At 62.1% G+C, this 14942-nt stretch carries 20 protein-coding genes; 18 read left to right on the top strand and 2 right to left on the bottom strand.

Going from position 1 to position 14942, the window contains the following annotated elements; genetic code table 11:
* Window positions 1-223: 223 nt before the first annotated feature.
* Window positions 224-1243 carry a phage portal protein gene (locus PCA31118_RS13480; RefSeq protein WP_150625716.1) on the bottom strand — a complete coding sequence of 340 codons (1020 nt, stop codon included), beginning with the start codon at window positions 1241-1243 and terminating at the stop codon, window positions 224-226.
* A gap of 44 nt (window positions 1244-1287) precedes the next feature.
* The gene (locus tag PCA31118_RS13475) at window positions 1288-3057 is read right to left on the bottom strand and encodes a terminase ATPase subunit family protein (RefSeq protein WP_150625966.1); all 1770 of its coding nucleotides are present in this window, start codon (window positions 3055-3057) and stop codon (window positions 1288-1290) included.
* Window positions 3058-3199: 142 nt separating this feature from the next.
* Between PCA31118_RS13475 and PCA31118_RS13470 the strand changes: the two genes are divergently transcribed.
* The 18 genes from PCA31118_RS13470 to PCA31118_RS27375 all read left to right on the top strand — a co-directional run.
* Window positions 3200-4087: a GPO family capsid scaffolding protein gene (locus PCA31118_RS13470; RefSeq protein ID WP_150625715.1), complete on the top strand. Its 888-nt coding sequence runs from the start codon at window positions 3200-3202 to the stop codon at window positions 4085-4087.
* Between the two features lie 48 nt (window positions 4088-4135).
* The gene (locus PCA31118_RS13465; RefSeq protein ID WP_150625714.1) at window positions 4136-5146 is read left to right on the top strand and encodes a phage major capsid protein, P2 family; all 1011 of its coding nucleotides are present in this window, start codon (window positions 4136-4138) and stop codon (window positions 5144-5146) included.
* A 2-nt stretch (window positions 5147-5148) separates the two neighbouring features.
* Window positions 5149-5835, top strand: a complete 687-nt coding sequence (gene gpM, locus PCA31118_RS13460; RefSeq protein WP_150625713.1) for a phage terminase small subunit — start codon at window positions 5149-5151, stop codon at window positions 5833-5835.
* A 99-nt stretch (window positions 5836-5934) separates the two neighbouring features.
* Complete coding sequence (locus tag PCA31118_RS13455; protein ID WP_150625712.1) at window positions 5935-6417, top strand: head completion/stabilization protein; 483 nt, start codon at window positions 5935-5937, stop codon at window positions 6415-6417.
* Window positions 6417-6620, top strand: coding sequence for a tail protein X (locus tag PCA31118_RS13450; RefSeq protein WP_150625711.1), 204 nt, complete (start codon window positions 6417-6419; stop codon window positions 6618-6620). Before PCA31118_RS13455 ends, PCA31118_RS13450 begins: the two co-directional genes overlap by 1 nt.
* A 2-nt stretch (window positions 6621-6622) precedes the next feature.
* Window positions 6623-6997: a putative holin gene (locus PCA31118_RS13445; RefSeq protein ID WP_150625710.1), complete on the top strand. Its 375-nt coding sequence runs from the start codon at window positions 6623-6625 to the stop codon at window positions 6995-6997.
* Window positions 6994-7317, top strand: coding sequence for a phage holin family protein (locus tag PCA31118_RS13440; protein ID WP_150625709.1), 324 nt, complete (start codon window positions 6994-6996; stop codon window positions 7315-7317). The genes PCA31118_RS13445 and PCA31118_RS13440 overlap by 4 nt, the downstream gene beginning before the upstream one ends.
* A complete protein-coding gene (locus tag PCA31118_RS13435) occupies window positions 7301-8116 on the top strand; it encodes an N-acetylmuramidase domain-containing protein (protein WP_150625708.1) in 816 nt (271 codons plus the stop codon). Before PCA31118_RS13440 ends, PCA31118_RS13435 begins: the two co-directional genes overlap by 17 nt.
* Window positions 8113-8598: a hypothetical protein gene (locus PCA31118_RS13430; protein ID WP_150625707.1), complete on the top strand. Its 486-nt coding sequence runs from the start codon at window positions 8113-8115 to the stop codon at window positions 8596-8598. The genes PCA31118_RS13435 and PCA31118_RS13430 overlap by 4 nt, the downstream gene beginning before the upstream one ends.
* Window positions 8595-9104, top strand: coding sequence for a hypothetical protein (locus PCA31118_RS27040; RefSeq protein WP_174990460.1), 510 nt, complete (start codon window positions 8595-8597; stop codon window positions 9102-9104). Before PCA31118_RS13430 ends, PCA31118_RS27040 begins: the two co-directional genes overlap by 4 nt.
* Entirely contained in the window at window positions 9101-9553 is a 453-nt protein-coding gene (locus tag PCA31118_RS13420) for a phage tail protein (RefSeq protein WP_150625705.1), read from the top strand. Before PCA31118_RS27040 ends, PCA31118_RS13420 begins: the two co-directional genes overlap by 4 nt.
* Window positions 9553-10011 carry a phage virion morphogenesis protein gene (locus PCA31118_RS13415; RefSeq protein ID WP_150625704.1) on the top strand — a complete coding sequence of 153 codons (459 nt, stop codon included), beginning with the start codon at window positions 9553-9555 and terminating at the stop codon, window positions 10009-10011. Before PCA31118_RS13420 ends, PCA31118_RS13415 begins: the two co-directional genes overlap by 1 nt.
* A 12-nt stretch (window positions 10012-10023) precedes the next feature.
* Window positions 10024-10851 (top strand): hypothetical protein, encoded by an 828-nt coding sequence (locus PCA31118_RS13410; RefSeq protein ID WP_150625703.1) that lies wholly within the window; start codon window positions 10024-10026, stop codon window positions 10849-10851.
* Window positions 10852-10934: 83 nt separating this feature from the next.
* Window positions 10935-11570 (top strand): phage baseplate assembly protein V, encoded by a 636-nt coding sequence (locus PCA31118_RS13405; RefSeq protein ID WP_150625702.1) that lies wholly within the window; start codon window positions 10935-10937, stop codon window positions 11568-11570.
* Window positions 11567-11938, top strand: coding sequence for a GPW/gp25 family protein (locus tag PCA31118_RS13400; RefSeq protein ID WP_150625701.1), 372 nt, complete (start codon window positions 11567-11569; stop codon window positions 11936-11938). The genes PCA31118_RS13405 and PCA31118_RS13400 overlap by 4 nt, the downstream gene beginning before the upstream one ends.
* Entirely contained in the window at window positions 11935-12891 is a 957-nt protein-coding gene (locus tag PCA31118_RS13395; protein ID WP_150625700.1) for a baseplate J/gp47 family protein, read from the top strand. Before PCA31118_RS13400 ends, PCA31118_RS13395 begins: the two co-directional genes overlap by 4 nt.
* Window positions 12888-13502 carry a phage tail protein I gene (locus tag PCA31118_RS13390; protein ID WP_150625699.1) on the top strand — a complete coding sequence of 205 codons (615 nt, stop codon included), beginning with the start codon at window positions 12888-12890 and terminating at the stop codon, window positions 13500-13502. The genes PCA31118_RS13395 and PCA31118_RS13390 overlap by 4 nt, the downstream gene beginning before the upstream one ends.
* A partial coding sequence (locus PCA31118_RS27375) for a phage tail protein (protein ID WP_246190222.1) occupies window positions 13499-14942 on the top strand: 1444 nt, incomplete at its 3' end. The genes PCA31118_RS13390 and PCA31118_RS27375, both read left to right, overlap by 4 nt.

Genomic DNA, 14942 nt, shown 5'->3' with positions numbered 1-14942 from the left:
TGTGGGATGTCGCGACGAGATGGAGATCGTCAGGGACGCGTGGCGCGAAGAGGTAGGTGGCTGGCTATTCGGTATTGAGGCGATGCGCTCACGGTTACTGAGCGAGCCGTGCGTGGCGGAGGCTGGGTATCACCGCAAGCGCCATGCGATAGCCCAACCGGAACCGGGGACTGCGCGCGCGAGTGCGCCAGCCGCCGGTCCTGAGGAGGAATAGCCTGGCGAGTTAGGTTGCTTGCTCGCCATCCGTCAGCGCATAGGGCTGGAAGCGCATTACTTCTTCGCCAAGCCAATCGTTCACGGCCTTCATGTCGTCCTGGAGCGGAACGATTTCGTTCACGCCGAACACCTTCGCTGCCTTCTCCGCGTCGCCAAAACCCGATGTGTTATTCGGGATCACGCTCATGAGTTGCGGCGGCACACGGTGCGCGGCCAGCAAGTCGTCGCGCGTCACGTTCTTGATGTTGAAGAACTCGTCCTTCGCCGCGACCTCCGAGACCGGGATGATCTGCATGCCGTCCTTTTTGCCGTTCGGCGCGTACATAAACAGGTTGCGGAAGTTGCCCGGCCCCTTCGAATCCTTCAGCGCCGTGCGCAGCGCATCGACGTCGCCCTGGCTCTGCGCGGCGTCGGTCATATACAAGATGAATCCGGCGTGACTGCCGTTCTTGTAGTAGCGCCGGCGAAACAGCGTCGCGGACTCGTTCAGCCAGGCAGCGTTAAGAGCGGAAAGGTACTCGGGCAGACCGTACACCTCCTGATCGATATCCGCGCCCATCAGGTGAAAGACGTCACCCTTTTCGAACTGTGACTCCTGCCCCACTTCGGGCACCCACCAATACGATTGAAGGTCGAGACTTCGGCGGGTGTACTTAGTGAGCAACGCCTTGAGCGTCAGCGGTCCGCCAAGCCGGTTCCTTCTCAGCTCGAGATAAGCGTTGCCGAACACCAGGTAATTGAGGGCGAATTCTTTGAACTCGGCCCGCGACAGGAGCTTGTGCGGAATGAACGTTGAAGCGAGGATGTTGCGCTTCACGTAGATCGCTGAGCTATGGTGCGGAGCGGCCCGAAAAGAGCGCGCCAGCCCGTCCCACGAGATGGGAGGCTCGTACCATTTGGAGAGCTTCAGGCACTCCAGATATGACAGGATCTCCCGCTTATCGAGGACGGCGACAGGGTCACCGAACGTGAATGCTTCGACGCCAGGCATCGATGCCCGCGCAAGCGTCGGATGGGTTGCGGGCATCTCGGCCCCGCGCGCGCTGAATCGCGTGTTTCGTTTCTTGCTCACTAATAGATCTCCATGAAGCTTTGGCCCGCGCCTGTGCTGCCGTCGATGCCCTCGTTCGACATCGCGTGCATCGTTGCCCAGGCAATGTCTCCGTGACTGGCCTCTTCCGAGCGGTCCGCCTTGAAAGTGATTTGCCCGCCGCCGGCGGTCATCGTCTTGCGAATCGTCATGAACGACTGCGTGATATCGGTGTGGCCTGCGTCGTATTCGAGCCGGCCCTTGCTCATCACGTCATGAGCTTTAAGTACGAGCTGCGTTTTGACATGGGGCGAATACGTGAAGCCGACCACGCCAGGGAAGAACTTCTGCACGAGCTGGAAGACGGCGTCGCCAATGCCCGTGCGGTCAATGCCGATGAACGTGACGGTGTAACGCTCGGTCGCCTTCTTGATCGCCGCCGCCTGCGCCTCGTAATCAAGCCCACGGAACGGGATACGCTCGAGAATGCGGAACTTGCCACCCGGCACGGCCGGCGGGGCCAGCACCACCAGCGCAGCTGAGTCGCCCATGCCGCTCGCGCCGTTCGGGTCATAGCCGAGCCACACCTGGCGATAGCCGAACGGTCGAGCGGCGAACGGCATGAAGTCTTCCCAAACCTCCCAGCTGTCGACCATGCAGCCTTGCAAGAGGCCGAATTTGAAGACGGCCAGCATGTCGTCAATGAACTGGCACAGCAGTAGGTTCGCGAAATCTTCCGGGCCGTACTCGAGCCGCAGTTGCTCCAGGTCGAACAGGTTGCAACCACCGGCGAGCGCATCCTCCACCGTAACGATTTGACGCCACTGGCCGTCGGGCGCCAGCACGCCGCGCGCCAGCGCCTTGTGAGACAGATCCAGCTGAATGCGCTGGTCCTTCGGCCTGCCCTTATTGAAAAGGGCACCACTCCAGAATCCATACGCCTCGTGCGCAAGCGTCGACGGCGTGGAGAAATAGGTTTGTCTCCAATTCTTATGGATCGACATACCCGACGCGACTTTTCGCAGCTCGCGAAACCTCGACGTCCAGAAGTACTCATCGAAGTACAGGTTGCCGTGGTAGCTCTGCGCCGTGCGGGCGTTCGTGCCGAGGAAGTACAGGTTCGCGCCGCTGGTGGGCAGCAGCATTGGCGAACCGCGCAGCTCGACGTCGGCCGCGTCCTTCGCGAACTGCGCGATGTACTGCTGGAAGACGTGGGCCTGCGCCTTGCTGGCCGAAAGGAAGATCTGATTGCGCCCGGTTTCGAGCGCGTCCATGAGCGCTTCGCGAGCGAAGTACCAGGTAGCGCCGATCTGACGGCTTTTCAGGATGTTGCGAATACGGTGCTTCTGCCCCGACTCGTACCAGACGCGCTGATAGTCGAAGATCGAATCCATGAACGCGTCACGCAGTTGGCCGAGCTGCCTGTCGCTGATGCCGTTCTTCTCTGGCTTCTTGCGCGGCCCGCTGTTGCGGTTTGCGATCTTCGGGTTCAGATCGACTTCGTTGCCGGTCTGTTGGTATTTGTGCACACGCTGCATGCGCTCGATCTGTCGGCCGAGCAGATCGATTTCCTTAAAGTCCTTCCCCTCTTTGTCTTCCTTGCGAACGAGTTGGATCATTCGCGCCTCGAGCGATAGCTCGACGCGGTCGACCGGCGCGACCTCCTTCCACTTATACCGTCGGCTCCAGCTGTGCACCGTCGACGGCTTCACGCCGATCTTTTCGGCGATACGCGCAACGCGCCACCCTGCGAAATACAGGTTGCGTGCCTCGATGTGAGGAGCGGTGTCGGTGGCGAGCTGTTGCGTCATGCCGACAAGGTTGCCCACGCGCGCGCGGACGGTCGACGCGCCCGTGTTGTAAGGCTTCGTGTGACAACACCATTGCGTTGCTCCGCGCGCGGCCGACGCCGAATATGGGCCATGTTGAATGCTCACCAGAGGAAAGCCCAACATGTCCAAGAAGTCGAAGTTCTTCGTCGTTGCCACCGAGGGCGACACGACCGATGGTCGCAAGATCGATGCCGCTCAAATCACGCAGATGGCCAGCAACTATGACCCGGTCAACAAGTACGGCGCTCGCGTGAATATGGAACACATCAAGGGGCTTTACCCCGACAGTCCGTTCCGGGCGTACGGCGACGTCGTCGCACTCAAGACGCAGAAGAACGCCGAGGGCAAGCTGCAACTGCTCGCGCAGATCGATCCGACCGATGACCTGGTCAAGATGACGAATCAAGACCGTCAGAAGGTCTACACGTCCATCGAGATTGCACCGAACTTCGCGAACTCCGGTGAAGCGTATCTGTATGCGCTCGCCGTTACCGATAACCCGGCGAGCCTGGGCACGGAGATGCTGAAGTTCAGCTCCAGCGCAACGGATAGCCCGCTGGCCGCTCGCAAGCAAGCGCCGGAGAACCTGTTCACGGCAGCGCTGCCGTTCACGCTCGAACTCGAAGACAAGGCCGACGACGACGACACCGGCGAAGTCACCATGACGGTCAAGGGTTCCAACTCGTCGCTCATCGAGCGCTTCACCGCCGCACTGTTCGGCCAGAAGCCCACACCGACCACACCGCCGACCAAGACTCCCGACGCGACCACGAAAACGCATGAGTTCACGGCCGAAGCGGCAGCGAAGGCTGGCGCAGATGCCGCCGCGAAGGTGCTGGAACAATTCAGCGCGAACGTCACGGCCGCGATGAAGCCGGTGGCCGAGGCCATCGACAAGCTGCGCACCGATCATGACGCCCTGGTCCAAAAGCTCTCCGATACGGACAGCAGCGCCCAGCGCGCTGCCGCTACCGGTGGCTCCCAGTCCGCCGAGCTGACCGACTGCTGATCGCAGCCCTCACCACCACACGAAACCCACCGTACCGGAGAAGCACACATGCGTAAGGAAACCCGCATCGCCTTTAATGGCTATCTGCGCCAGCTCGAAAAACTGAACGGCGTTGATTGCGTCACCGAAAAATACTCGGTCGCGCCGTCCGTTCAACAGACGCTCGAAACGAAGATGCAGGAATCGACTGAGTTCCTCAAGCGCATCAACATTATCGGCGTGCCCGAGCAACAGGGCGAGAAGCTCGGTCTCGGCGTTGGCTCGCCGCTCGCGAGCACGACCAACACCGACGTCAAAGACCGCGAGACCACCGATCCGACGGACCTCGATCCGAACGGATACTTCTGCACGCAGACCAATTTCGACTCGCACCTGAAGTACTCGAAGCTCGACGCCTGGGCGAAGTTCCCGGACTTTCAGGCGCGTGTGCGTGACGCCCTCATGGTCCGCCAGGCGCTCGACCGCATGATGATCGGCTTCAACGGTGTGTCGCGTGCCCCCACGTCGGACCGTGTTGCAAATCCGCTTCTTCAAGACGTCAACAAGGGGTGGCTGCAGAAATACCGTGAGCAAGCCCCGGCGCGAGTTATGAATCACGGCAAGACCGCAGGCAAGGTTGTCATCGGCGCTGGCGGCGACTACGCCAACATCGACGCTGCGGTCTACGACGCGTTGGAGAACCTGATTGACCCGTGGCACCGCGAAGACACCGACCTCGTCGTGCTGTGCGGCCGCGCGCTCGCGCACGAGAAGTACTTCCCGATGATCAACCGCCAGCAGCCGCCCACCGAGCAGCTCGCGGGCCAAATCATCATGAGCCAGAAGGCGATGGGGGGCCGACCGGCGGTTATGGTCCCGTTCTTCCCGGCTACCGCTTTCATGATCACCCGCTTCGACAACATTTCGATCTACTTCCAGGATGGTGCGCGCCGCCGCTCCGTCATCGACAACGCGAAGCGCGACCGCATCGAGAACTTCGAGTCGAGCAACGACGCGTTCGTGATCGAAGACTACGGCCTGGGCTGCGTGGTCGAGAACATCGAGTTCGCACCGGAGTAAGCATGCCGTCACCCGCTCAACAACACTTCATGCGGGTCACCGCGGCGAGCGCCACCGCCGCCGCGGCGAATACCGATGAACCCATCGTCGCCACCGCTTACGAGCAACAGCTGATGCAACTGGCGCAGGACAAGCGGCAACTGAGCGGCATCCAGTCCACGGAGAAGAAGGCAGAAGCCAAGCGCGAGATGCTGCCGAAGTACGCTGCCTGGGTTGACGGCGTGCTGTCGAGCGGGCGCGGTGTGCAGGACGACGTCGTTATGAACGTCCTCGTGTGGCGCATCGACGCGGGCGATTACGCCGGCGCGCTGCCCATCGCCGCGCATGCCATCGAGTACGGCCTGAAGATGCCCGAGCCGTACACCCGTACCACGGCCTGCGTCATCACGGAGGAGTACGCCGACATGGCGCGCAAGGTCCGTGGCGGCGGGGGCGAGGTGGACGTCTCGAGCCTGCTCGCCGTGGCACGCATGACCGACACGCAGGACATGCCGGACCAGGTGCGCGCAAAGCTCTTCAAGGAAATCGGGCTTGCCCAGATCGAGACGGACCCGCCGGCAGCGTTGGCGCGTCTGAAACGCGCGCTCGAGCTGAACAAGAACGTGGGCGTCATCAAGGAAATTGAGCGCCTAGAGACGAAGCTCCGCAACAAGAACTCCACCGACGCCGGCGATGCCGGCAGCGGTTGACACCGAGCGTACCCCGCGCCGGGCGGCAGGGAGCTGACGCAGGCTTGATCGCCCACGCCGACGCCCCCTCCACCGCCCACTACCCAACGGAATCATCGTATGTCCTTCCTCGCACCCGCACCGACCAACGACGCCGGCGAGACCGTCAAGAACGACGGGTTCTTTCCGGATATCGATCTCACGACGATGCGTGACACGCAGCGTCTCGACGGCACCGTGACGGGGCCGCGCCTGAAATCGGAGGTCATCGAAGCGATCTTGTACGTCAACGGGGCATTGTCGAGCTGGCGCTCGCAGCGCGTGGCCGAAGGCTGCGCAACGCTCGCCGACGTGAAGATGGTCGGGGGGCAGGGGGTGCCGGAAGCCGCAGGCTCGACGGCTCATGTGCTTCGATACACGCGCGCTGTGTTCTGCTGGGCGCACGCCAGTCTCATCGAGCGGTACCGGAACTTCGACGCGACGGCCACCGCCCGTAAGGAAGACGACGTGACACGCCCAGGTGCCGACGAGCTGCGCCGCGATGCCCAATGGGCCATCAACGACATTACCGGCGCGACGCGCTCGACCGTGGAGTTGATCTGATGCGCGTGCGAGCAATGCAAAACGACACCGTCGATGCGATCTGCTGGCGCGTATTCGGCCGCACGCAGGGCGTGGTCGAAGCAACGCTCGCGGCAAACCCCGGCCTGGCTGACCTCGGCCCCATCCTGCCTCACGGCCACCCGATCGATCTACCCGACCAACCCGCACAGGCTGAGAAAAAGACCGTGCAACTGTGGGACTGACCATGACCGAACCTGTTACCACCAACGCCACGGTCGCCACGGCCGGTGTCGCCCTGATCTCGCTGTTTCCAGGCGTCGATGCCGCCGTGGTCATGGGTGCGTTTGCCGGCGCCGGGGTCTTCGTGCTGGCCTCCGATGACCTGGCACCGTTCAAACGCCTGGCGTTCTTCCTCATCTCCTTCGTAGCCGGCTGTCTTTCAGCCAGGCTGAGCGCCGACCTGCTCGGCTGGGGACTCCCCGACAGGATTGCCGTCAACCCGGCTGTCGGAGCGCTTGTCGCGGCCGCCGTGGTCATCAAGCTCCTGCTCTGGCTCATCCGCCGCGCGGACAACCCAGAGAAGCTGCTCGACTCGTTCAAGGGAGGCCCGAAATCGTGAACACCCTCGAAATCATCAACGCGACGCTCTGTGCCGCGATTGCCGTGCGCCTGATGCTGTTCCGGCGCGCGGCAGGCAGTCACCGACCGGCCGCCGCCTGGCTCGCCTATGTGCTGACGCTCGCGACTGCCTCGGTGCCGATCCGCGTCATCTTCGGCGCACACCCTGCGGTCGATATCACAACCGTGGCAATCAATGCGGTGCTGTGCCTGGCTGTGTTCGCCGTACGCGGCAACGTGGTGGATCTGTTCCGGTGCAGCGCCGGCGAAGAAAACCCCATCACTCGAATTCTGAGGAAGGTCAATGACACCGCTCAATAACGTGCTTCGTGAGGGCAATCACGGCGCGGCCGTGCGCGGCCTGCAGATTTCGCTCAAGGCATTCGGCGCGGCCATCGACGCCGACGGCTGGTTCGGCCCCGCCACCACCAGTGCCGTCATGGACGTGCAGCAGCACTTTGGCCTTGTGGTCGATGGCATCGCAGGGACGAAGACACAGCAAGCGCTCGCCGCCGGCGCGCGCGTGCCGAGACACCTGACCAGCGCCGATCTGGTCGCGGCCGCCGATAGGCTCGGCGCCGAGCTGGCCGTTGTGCGCGCGGTCAACGAAGTGGAGAGCCGGGGCTGTGGGTTCCTGCCCGATGGCCGGCCGGTCATCCTGTACGAACGCCACGTCATGTACCGGGAAGTCCGCGCGGCCGGCCTGGATGCCACTGCGCTCGCAAAGCGCTACCCGAACTTGGTCAACCCGAAGCAAGGCGGCTACGTGGGCGGTGCCGGCGAGCATAAGCGGCTTTCCGATGCATGCACCATCGAGCGCGCCTGCGCGCTGTCGTCTGCGAGCTGGGGGGCGTTCCAGATCATGGCGTACCACTGGAAGCGTCTGGGCTATGAGAGCGTCGAGGCGTTCGTGGATCTCATGCGCACGGGCGAGGCCGCCCAGCTCGACGCCTTCGTTCGCTTCGTGCTGGCAGATCCAGTCCTTCTCAAGGCTATGCGGGCGAAGAAGTGGACCACCGTAGCCGAAATCTATAACGGCTCGGACTACGCGCAGCACCTGTACGACGTGAGGCTGTCGCGCGCGTTCGACAAATACAAAGCGCTTGAGGTGGCGGCATGACGCACATTGCCCACCTGGAGATTTCGCCGCGCCAGACCGGAAAAACGCACCGTCTGATGCTCGCCGCGATGCGCCATGCGGGGGACGGTCAGCCGACCGTCTTCGTGTCCTCGCTCGCACGACACCTGCGACCGCAGTTGCAGCGTCACGGCATCGTGACGATTCGCGACGGCAACGCCGAAGTGCCGGAAACTCATCGCGCCGCCGACGCCGTGTGGTTCTACGACGAGTTCGATTGGATCGAAGGCGTGCAGGTCAGGGAGGGGGCTTACTACGCCACCACCGCGCGATACCTGCGTTCAGCAGAAGACCTGTTCGAAGGCGACGACATTCTTGCTCGATTGCTTCGGGCAAACGGATGGCGGTGCGAAAAACATTTCATGAACGATCCGCCGGTCTACCGTTACATGGCAGCCGATTTCCGGCGCGCCACCGACCCGGACGCCTTTCGCTGCCTCGTCCTCGGGGAGTACCTCAAGTGACGCCCCTCACCAAAGTCCTCGGCGCGCTTCTCGCGCTGGCCTTCGCCGCGTTGCTCTTCTCAGTTCAACAGTTTCGGCTCGACGCCGCCCAGCGTCGCGCCAGCGCGGCTGAGCAAGAGGCTAAGCAACTGAAGGTCAATCTGAACGACGCGCGTGAAAACCCCGTCGTCATCACGCAGTACGTCGACCGAGTGCGGGAAGTCCGCGTCAAGGGCAACACGATCATTCAGAAGGTACCCGTCTATGTCACTGCTCAAGCTGATGCCGCTTGCACTGTCCCTGTCGGCTTTGTGCGCCTGCACGACACAGCCGCAGCCAACACCGCGCTTGACGATCCCAGCGATTCTGATGCGCGACCCTCCGGCGTTGCGCTCTCTGCCGTCGCCGCAACCGTTGCCGACAACTACACCGCCTATCACGAACTCGTCGCCCGCTACGACGCCTTGCGCGACAAGCTGCGTCGTAGCCCCTACGTGAGCATCGAAGAAGAGAGCGTCACCCGATGAAGAAGCCCAACGCATTACGAGCCGCCCTGGTGGAGAACACCCCCTATCTGCGGCAGAACCCCGGCAAGCTGCACATCTTCGTGGACCACGGTCGGCTTGAGGCCAGCAGCGAAGCGGGTAAGGTCGGATCGAAAGGCGGTTCGTTTCGCTACAGCTACACGCTCAACCTCATCGTCACCGACTACCCTTACGACTCGCCCACGCTGATGATTCCGATAATCGCGTGGGTCCGTGACTGGCAACCCGAGCTGCTGGCGAATCCCGACCGGCAGCGCGACGGCATCAAATTTGAGGTCGACATTCTCAACGACGAAGCCGCCGACGTCTCTATCGAGATCCAACTGACCGAGGCGGTCGATGTGCAATACGTTGAGGGCAAGCCCGAGGCGATCTACCGTGTAGAGCCGATGCTCTCCGACGCCGTGCGCGACTTCCTCGGGATGAACTGATGGCGGGCGACATTCGCGAGCTGGATGCCTGGGCGGTGGCATTGCTCAACTCGCTCGAGCCGACCGGCCGTCGTATGCTCGCGCGGCAGATCGCTGGCGAGCTGCGCCGCCAGCAGCAAGCGCGTATCGCGGCGCAGACGAATCCGGACGGCACGGCCTATGAGCCGCGCAAGCCCCAGATGCGGGCCAAGGCCGGAAGAGTGCGGCGGAAGATGTTCACCAAGATTCGCACGGCGCGCTACCTCAAGATCGAGGCCACATCAGATAGCGCCGTCGTGAAGTTCACCGGGGAAGTACAGCGCATCGCACGCGTGCATCACTTCGGGCTTCGTGATCGCGTTGAAAAGAACGGACCCACCGTGAAATATGCGGTTCGCGAGTTGATTGGGATATCCGATCTCGACTGTGAACGTATTTCCGACCTTGTACTAACGCACATATCGCGGCAGCCCGGTTGATGAGGGGCAACGATGGGCACGGGTGAAGGAGGTTATCCATCGGACGGAGGACTGCCGCTATACAATTCCGAAAACAATCAAGTCGAGGACGCCCGCATGCATGCGCCGCTTAGAAAAAACGTGAACCCCGAGACACACAAGATCGGACTTCTGGACTTTCTCGGCAAACTCGGTGGCCCTGTCTTTCTAGTCTCGGCCTTGGCGTTCGCGTTCGCTTATCGGGAAACGACCTCCTACTTTACCTATCTAGGGGCTCCGTGGTTTGCGTCATTACTAACGCCGCAAGCAATCATTATCGCCAGCGCTAGAACATTGTGGCCCTTGGTGTTCGCGACGTTTCTCGTCCTCATCTACCCCCGCAGTCGACAGGTCGATAACATCCAACTTTCAGTTGCTATCGTCGCCGCAATATGTGCATTCGCTCTCGTCGCAGGGTCTCCCCTCTTTGTCTCGAAGCGAGACGTTTTCGGATCTGTTTACTATGTATCCGCCGGCTTCGCAGGAATTTCGTGTGGGTGTCTTTTTGCGGAGTTTCGCAATCTGCGCGAACGACGTGCGTCAAGACTCCCCTACTCTTTCAATCTCGTTCTGACCATTGCGACGTACGTCTTTCTCTGGTTTTATCCGACCCAGATTGGGAAGCTGCGTGCGCACTTCGATAGCGACCCAGGAGCAAGCGCCTTGTCGGTGGCGCATCTAAATGACACGCCGCAAGAGGTCTGGCGATTGGTCTACCCGGCAGGCGACAAAGTACTACTTATGAAATGGGCCAAAGAGCGGCCCGAACGAAGGTTCCGCGTCGTTGGTATAGACGACGTTCAAGAGATTGGCATGAGGTGATCAGCGACCAACCTTTGTTGTGCCCGCACCAGCAACAACAGCGTTAGCGTGACGCTCTCCCGCGCGCGCGGCATCCTGCTTTCATGGATGCCGAACACAACCGACTCATCGCCAATCTGATCGCCACGGGCACCGTCGCGGCGGTCTCCTATAAACCGCTGCGCGTGCGCGTGCAGATCGGCGAGCGCCTCACCGACTGGCTCGCATGCATTCAGCCGGCCGCTGGCCGCGTGCGCATCTGGTCGCCGCTGAGCAAAGGCGAGCAGGTAACGGTCTTCTCCCCGAGCGGCGAGACCGGCAACGGCATTGTGCTGCGCGGTCTGCCGTCTGATCTCATCCTCTCCCCGTCAGAAGATCCCAACGAGTTCGTGATCGACTTCCCGGACGGCGCGCGCATCGTCTACAACGAAGCTACCAGCGCGCTCAATGCCACCGGAATGAAGACGGCTACCGTCAAAGGCAGCGAACACGCGACCGTGGATTTTCCGAAGGCCAACTTCACGGGAGACGTGCACGTGGGCGGCGCGCTCACCGTCGAAAAGCTGCTGACCTACAACGGAGGGTTGTCCGGAAGAGGTGGCGAGGGTGGGAAGACCGTCATTCAGGGCGACATCACCCACGAAGGCGGCAAGCTGTCATCGAACGGCGTCGTTGTAGACGAGCACGATCACGGCGGCGTCCAGCGTGGCGGCGACAACACGGATGGCCCGAACAAATGACCTACCTCGGTGTAAACAAAGTCGACGGCTCGAATCTGAGCGACCTAGATCACATCAAGCAATCCGTGTCGGACATTCTGACGACGCCCGTTGGCTCGCGCGTCATGCGGCGCGAGTACGGCTCCATCGTGCCAGAGCTGATCGACCAGCCGAGCAATGACTACACCCGAATGCTGATTCAGGCCGCCTGCGTCCTGGCGATTACGCGCTGGGAGCCGCGCCTGTCTCTCACCCGACTCACGTTCAACATCGGCACCGGCGGCGACACTGGTAAGGCCACCGTGGAATTTGAGGCGGACCGTATCGACGGCGGGCGCGACTCGTCGCCTGTGTCCGCAAGTGTCGCCTTGGCGCGAGGTGCCGCATGAGCGCCCTTATCGATTTCTCGAAACTGCCCGCACCGGACGTCGTCGAGCCGCTCGACTTCGAAACCATCCTGAACGCCCGAAAGGCAAGCCTGCTCTTGTTGGTGCCCGAGGACATGCGTGCAACGGTCGCGGCGACCCTCGAGCTTGAGTCCGAAATGCTGACCAAGCTGTTTGAGGAAAACAGCTATCGCGAGACAGGTTGGCGCCAGCGTGTGAACGAAGCGGCCAAGGCCGTCATGCTGCCCTACGCGAAAGGCAATGACCTGGAGAACCTCGTTGCGTTCTTCGAAGTTGAACGGCTGACGATTGTCCCTGCAAACCCCGACGCGAACCCGCCCGTCGACGCCGTCTACGAAGACGACGACGCGCTGCTCGAGCGCGGGCAAAACGCCTATGAAGGCCTATCGATCGCTGGGCCGACGAAAGCGTACGAGTTTCACTCGCGCTCGGCGGACGGACGCGTGGCGGACGCTTCATGTGTGAGTCCGGAGCCATGCGACATTCTGATCACTGCCCTGGGCGCGGCCGACGACGGCACTGTTCCCGAGGAGGCGCTTGCCGCCGTCAGGAAGAAGCTTAGTGAAGAGGATCTGCGCCCCGTCGGCGACCGCGTTACGGTGCAGGCCGCAAGAGTCGTTCTTTATGAGATCGACGCGGACCTGATCGTCGCGGACTCCAGCCCGGAGAAGTCGCTCTTGCTCCCCGCCGCCATGACCAACGCCAAAGCGTATGCCAAGGCACGTCGACGCCTGGGCCAGAGCATCTATCGCGCGAAGATCGACGCGGCGCTGGGCGTCGAAGGCGTGGACAACGTCGAGATCGTGTCTCCCCCGGCGAACATCGCCCGCAACAAGGAAGAGGCAGCGATCTGCACGCGCATCACGCTGCGGCTGAAGCAGGAAGACGGAACGCTGCTCGGTTCGACGGTTGCGGAACTCGTGGCTGCGCAATGAAGAAGTCATTGCTCCCCGCTAACGCAACCGCGCTCGAGCGTGCGGTAGCGGTCGCGCTATCCGACATTGAGCGCGTGCCCGTGCCGCTGCGCGATCTGTGGAACCTGCGCACGTGCCCTGTCGCTCTCCTGCCGATCCTGGCATGGACAGTCTCTGTCGACCGCTGGGACGACGCCTGGCCGGAGGCGACGAAGCGCGAGGTCATCCGCAAGAGCTTCTGGCTGCACAAGCGTAAGGGCACGATCACGGCCCTACGCCGTGCGGTCGAGCCGCTGGGCTACCTCATCGAGGTCATCGAGTGGTGGCAGGAAAAGCCCGTCGGCAGGCGCGGCACGTTCCATCTGCGCATCGGAGTACTCGACACCGGCATCACCGACGAGATGTTCAACGAGCTGGTGCGTGTCATTGACGACGTAAAGCCCGCCAGCCGCCACCTGACAGGAATGAATATCAGCCTCGAGATTCGAGGCTATCAGTACAACGGCGCGGCCGCATATTTCGGCGAGGAGCTTACGGTCTACCCGTACACCCCTGAAGCCGTCGCCGTTGATGGCCCGGCATACGCCGGCGCTGCCGTTCACATCATCGAAACCCTGACCGTCTACCCATGACTGCGACCTACTTCGCTATTGCCACTGACATTGGCAACGCCAAAGATGCAAACGCAAAAGCCCTCGGCCTGCCGCGAAAATATGTCGCGCTCGCCATTGGCGACGGCGGTGGCGACAACGCTCCCGTACCAACCCCGAAGACGAGTCAGAAGGCGCTGCTCGGAGAATGGCGTCGTGCGGCGCTGAACTCACTCGACGTCGACCCGAAGGCTCCGTCGCAGCTCATCGCCGAACAAGTCATTCCCGAGACCGAGGGCGGAAAGTGGATTCGCGAGCTGGGACTGTTCGATGAGGACGGCGACCTGTGCTACGTCTCCAATGCGCCGCCGACGTACAAGCCGACGTTGCCCGAGGGCTCCGGCAAGACGCAGTCCGTGCGTATGGTCATCGTCAATTCCAGCGGCGTGAATGTCGAACTGAAGATCGATCCCAGTGTCATCCTCGCAACCCGCGAGTATGTAGACAAGGGACTTAAGGCGCACGTCGACGCCCCCGATCCTCACACTCAGTATTTCAAGAAGGTCGGCGGTGCGATTTCTGGTCCTGTCACGATTGGCGGCGTCGATGACGATCTGACCGGCACCAAGCTGATCGCGTACGGACGAATCCGTGGCTCATCGTCTACCGGCGCGGTCACTGCGTCCAACGGCAAGGGCGTAGGCCAGACGTCTATCCACCTGATGCGCGAAGGGGCGGACGTCGACGCGAAGACGTGGGAGCTTCTCCACGGCAGCAGCGGCTCGTTCGCGCTGCGTGCCGTCTCAGACGATTACAAGTCGTCCACCACCGTCTTCTCAGTTGATCGGCCTGCCGGCATCACGTCCGCAGTCATGCGCCTTATGCAAAGCGGCGGGCGCCTGCTCATCAACGGTTCGCCCGACGACGGCCTTAGTCCGCTCCAGGTCAAAGGTGTCGCTACGTTTGACACGCCTGCACGCGGGGACAACTCACGTCGGGCTGCAACCACCCAATTCGTGACCACCGCGCTGGCGGGCTTCGCGCCGGTCTATTCCATTCAAGCGCTGCCGGCGACGAACATCGGGCCCATCATCGTGGCAGAGGTTGCCGAGGTGTGGGTGTGGTCGGCAACGCAGTACTACACCGGCTACCGGTCACCGCTTTGCGGCCGACCATTGGACGGTCACACGGTGGTGCCGCTCCCGAGCGAGATCGATGCCGTTGGAGGCACCTTGAGCAAAGCCGCGTACGCGTCGCTGTGGGCTTACGCGCAGGAGAATGCGCTGATCGTTCCGTCCGCGTCGTGGACGGCCGGCATGCACCGATTTGTTGACCTCGGCGGGGACAATTTCCGCGTTCCCGATCTGCGCAACCAGTTCCGCCGATACACCGGCACTGACGCTGACACTGCAAATGCAACGACGATGGGATCGTCAAAAATCGACACGATGAGATCCCACAATCACTCGGCGCAGTCCGGCA

Source organism: Pandoraea captiosa (assembly GCF_902459775.1).
Lineage (GTDB): Bacteria > Pseudomonadota > Gammaproteobacteria > Burkholderiales > Burkholderiaceae > Pandoraea > Pandoraea captiosa.
The sequence above is the reverse complement of the archived record's forward strand: the minus strand, read 5'-3'. Positions and strand labels throughout refer to the sequence as shown.

Bases quoted from the DNA above. Each gene is read 5' to 3' on its own strand.
- PCA31118_RS13480 (WP_150625716.1), bottom strand. From the start codon at position 1,243: ATGCCCGCAACCCATCCGACGCTTGCGCGGGCATCGATGCCTGGCGTC.
- PCA31118_RS13475 (WP_150625966.1), bottom strand. From the start codon at position 3,057: ATGACGCAACAGCTCGCCACCGACACCGCTCCTCACATCGAGGCACGC.
- PCA31118_RS13470 (WP_150625715.1), top strand. From the start codon at position 3,200: ATGTCCAAGAAGTCGAAGTTCTTCGTCGTTGCCACCGAGGGCGACACG.
- PCA31118_RS13465 (WP_150625714.1), top strand. From the start codon at position 4,136: ATGCGTAAGGAAACCCGCATCGCCTTTAATGGCTATCTGCGCCAGCTC.
- gpM (WP_150625713.1), top strand. From the start codon at position 5,149: ATGCCGTCACCCGCTCAACAACACTTCATGCGGGTCACCGCGGCGAGC.
- PCA31118_RS13455 (WP_150625712.1), top strand. From the start codon at position 5,935: ATGTCCTTCCTCGCACCCGCACCGACCAACGACGCCGGCGAGACCGTC.
- PCA31118_RS13450 (WP_150625711.1), top strand. From the start codon at position 6,417: ATGCGCGTGCGAGCAATGCAAAACGACACCGTCGATGCGATCTGCTGG.
- PCA31118_RS13445 (WP_150625710.1), top strand. From the start codon at position 6,623: ATGACCGAACCTGTTACCACCAACGCCACGGTCGCCACGGCCGGTGTC.
- PCA31118_RS13435 (WP_150625708.1), top strand. From the start codon at position 7,301: ATGACACCGCTCAATAACGTGCTTCGTGAGGGCAATCACGGCGCGGCC.
- PCA31118_RS13430 (WP_150625707.1), top strand. From the start codon at position 8,113: ATGACGCACATTGCCCACCTGGAGATTTCGCCGCGCCAGACCGGAAAA.
- PCA31118_RS13420 (WP_150625705.1), top strand. From the start codon at position 9,101: ATGAAGAAGCCCAACGCATTACGAGCCGCCCTGGTGGAGAACACCCCC.
- PCA31118_RS13415 (WP_150625704.1), top strand. From the start codon at position 9,553: ATGGCGGGCGACATTCGCGAGCTGGATGCCTGGGCGGTGGCATTGCTC.
- PCA31118_RS13410 (WP_150625703.1), top strand. From the start codon at position 10,024: ATGGGCACGGGTGAAGGAGGTTATCCATCGGACGGAGGACTGCCGCTA.
- PCA31118_RS13405 (WP_150625702.1), top strand. From the start codon at position 10,935: ATGGATGCCGAACACAACCGACTCATCGCCAATCTGATCGCCACGGGC.
- PCA31118_RS13400 (WP_150625701.1), top strand. From the start codon at position 11,567: ATGACCTACCTCGGTGTAAACAAAGTCGACGGCTCGAATCTGAGCGAC.
- PCA31118_RS13395 (WP_150625700.1), top strand. From the start codon at position 11,935: ATGAGCGCCCTTATCGATTTCTCGAAACTGCCCGCACCGGACGTCGTC.
- PCA31118_RS13390 (WP_150625699.1), top strand. From the start codon at position 12,888: ATGAAGAAGTCATTGCTCCCCGCTAACGCAACCGCGCTCGAGCGTGCG.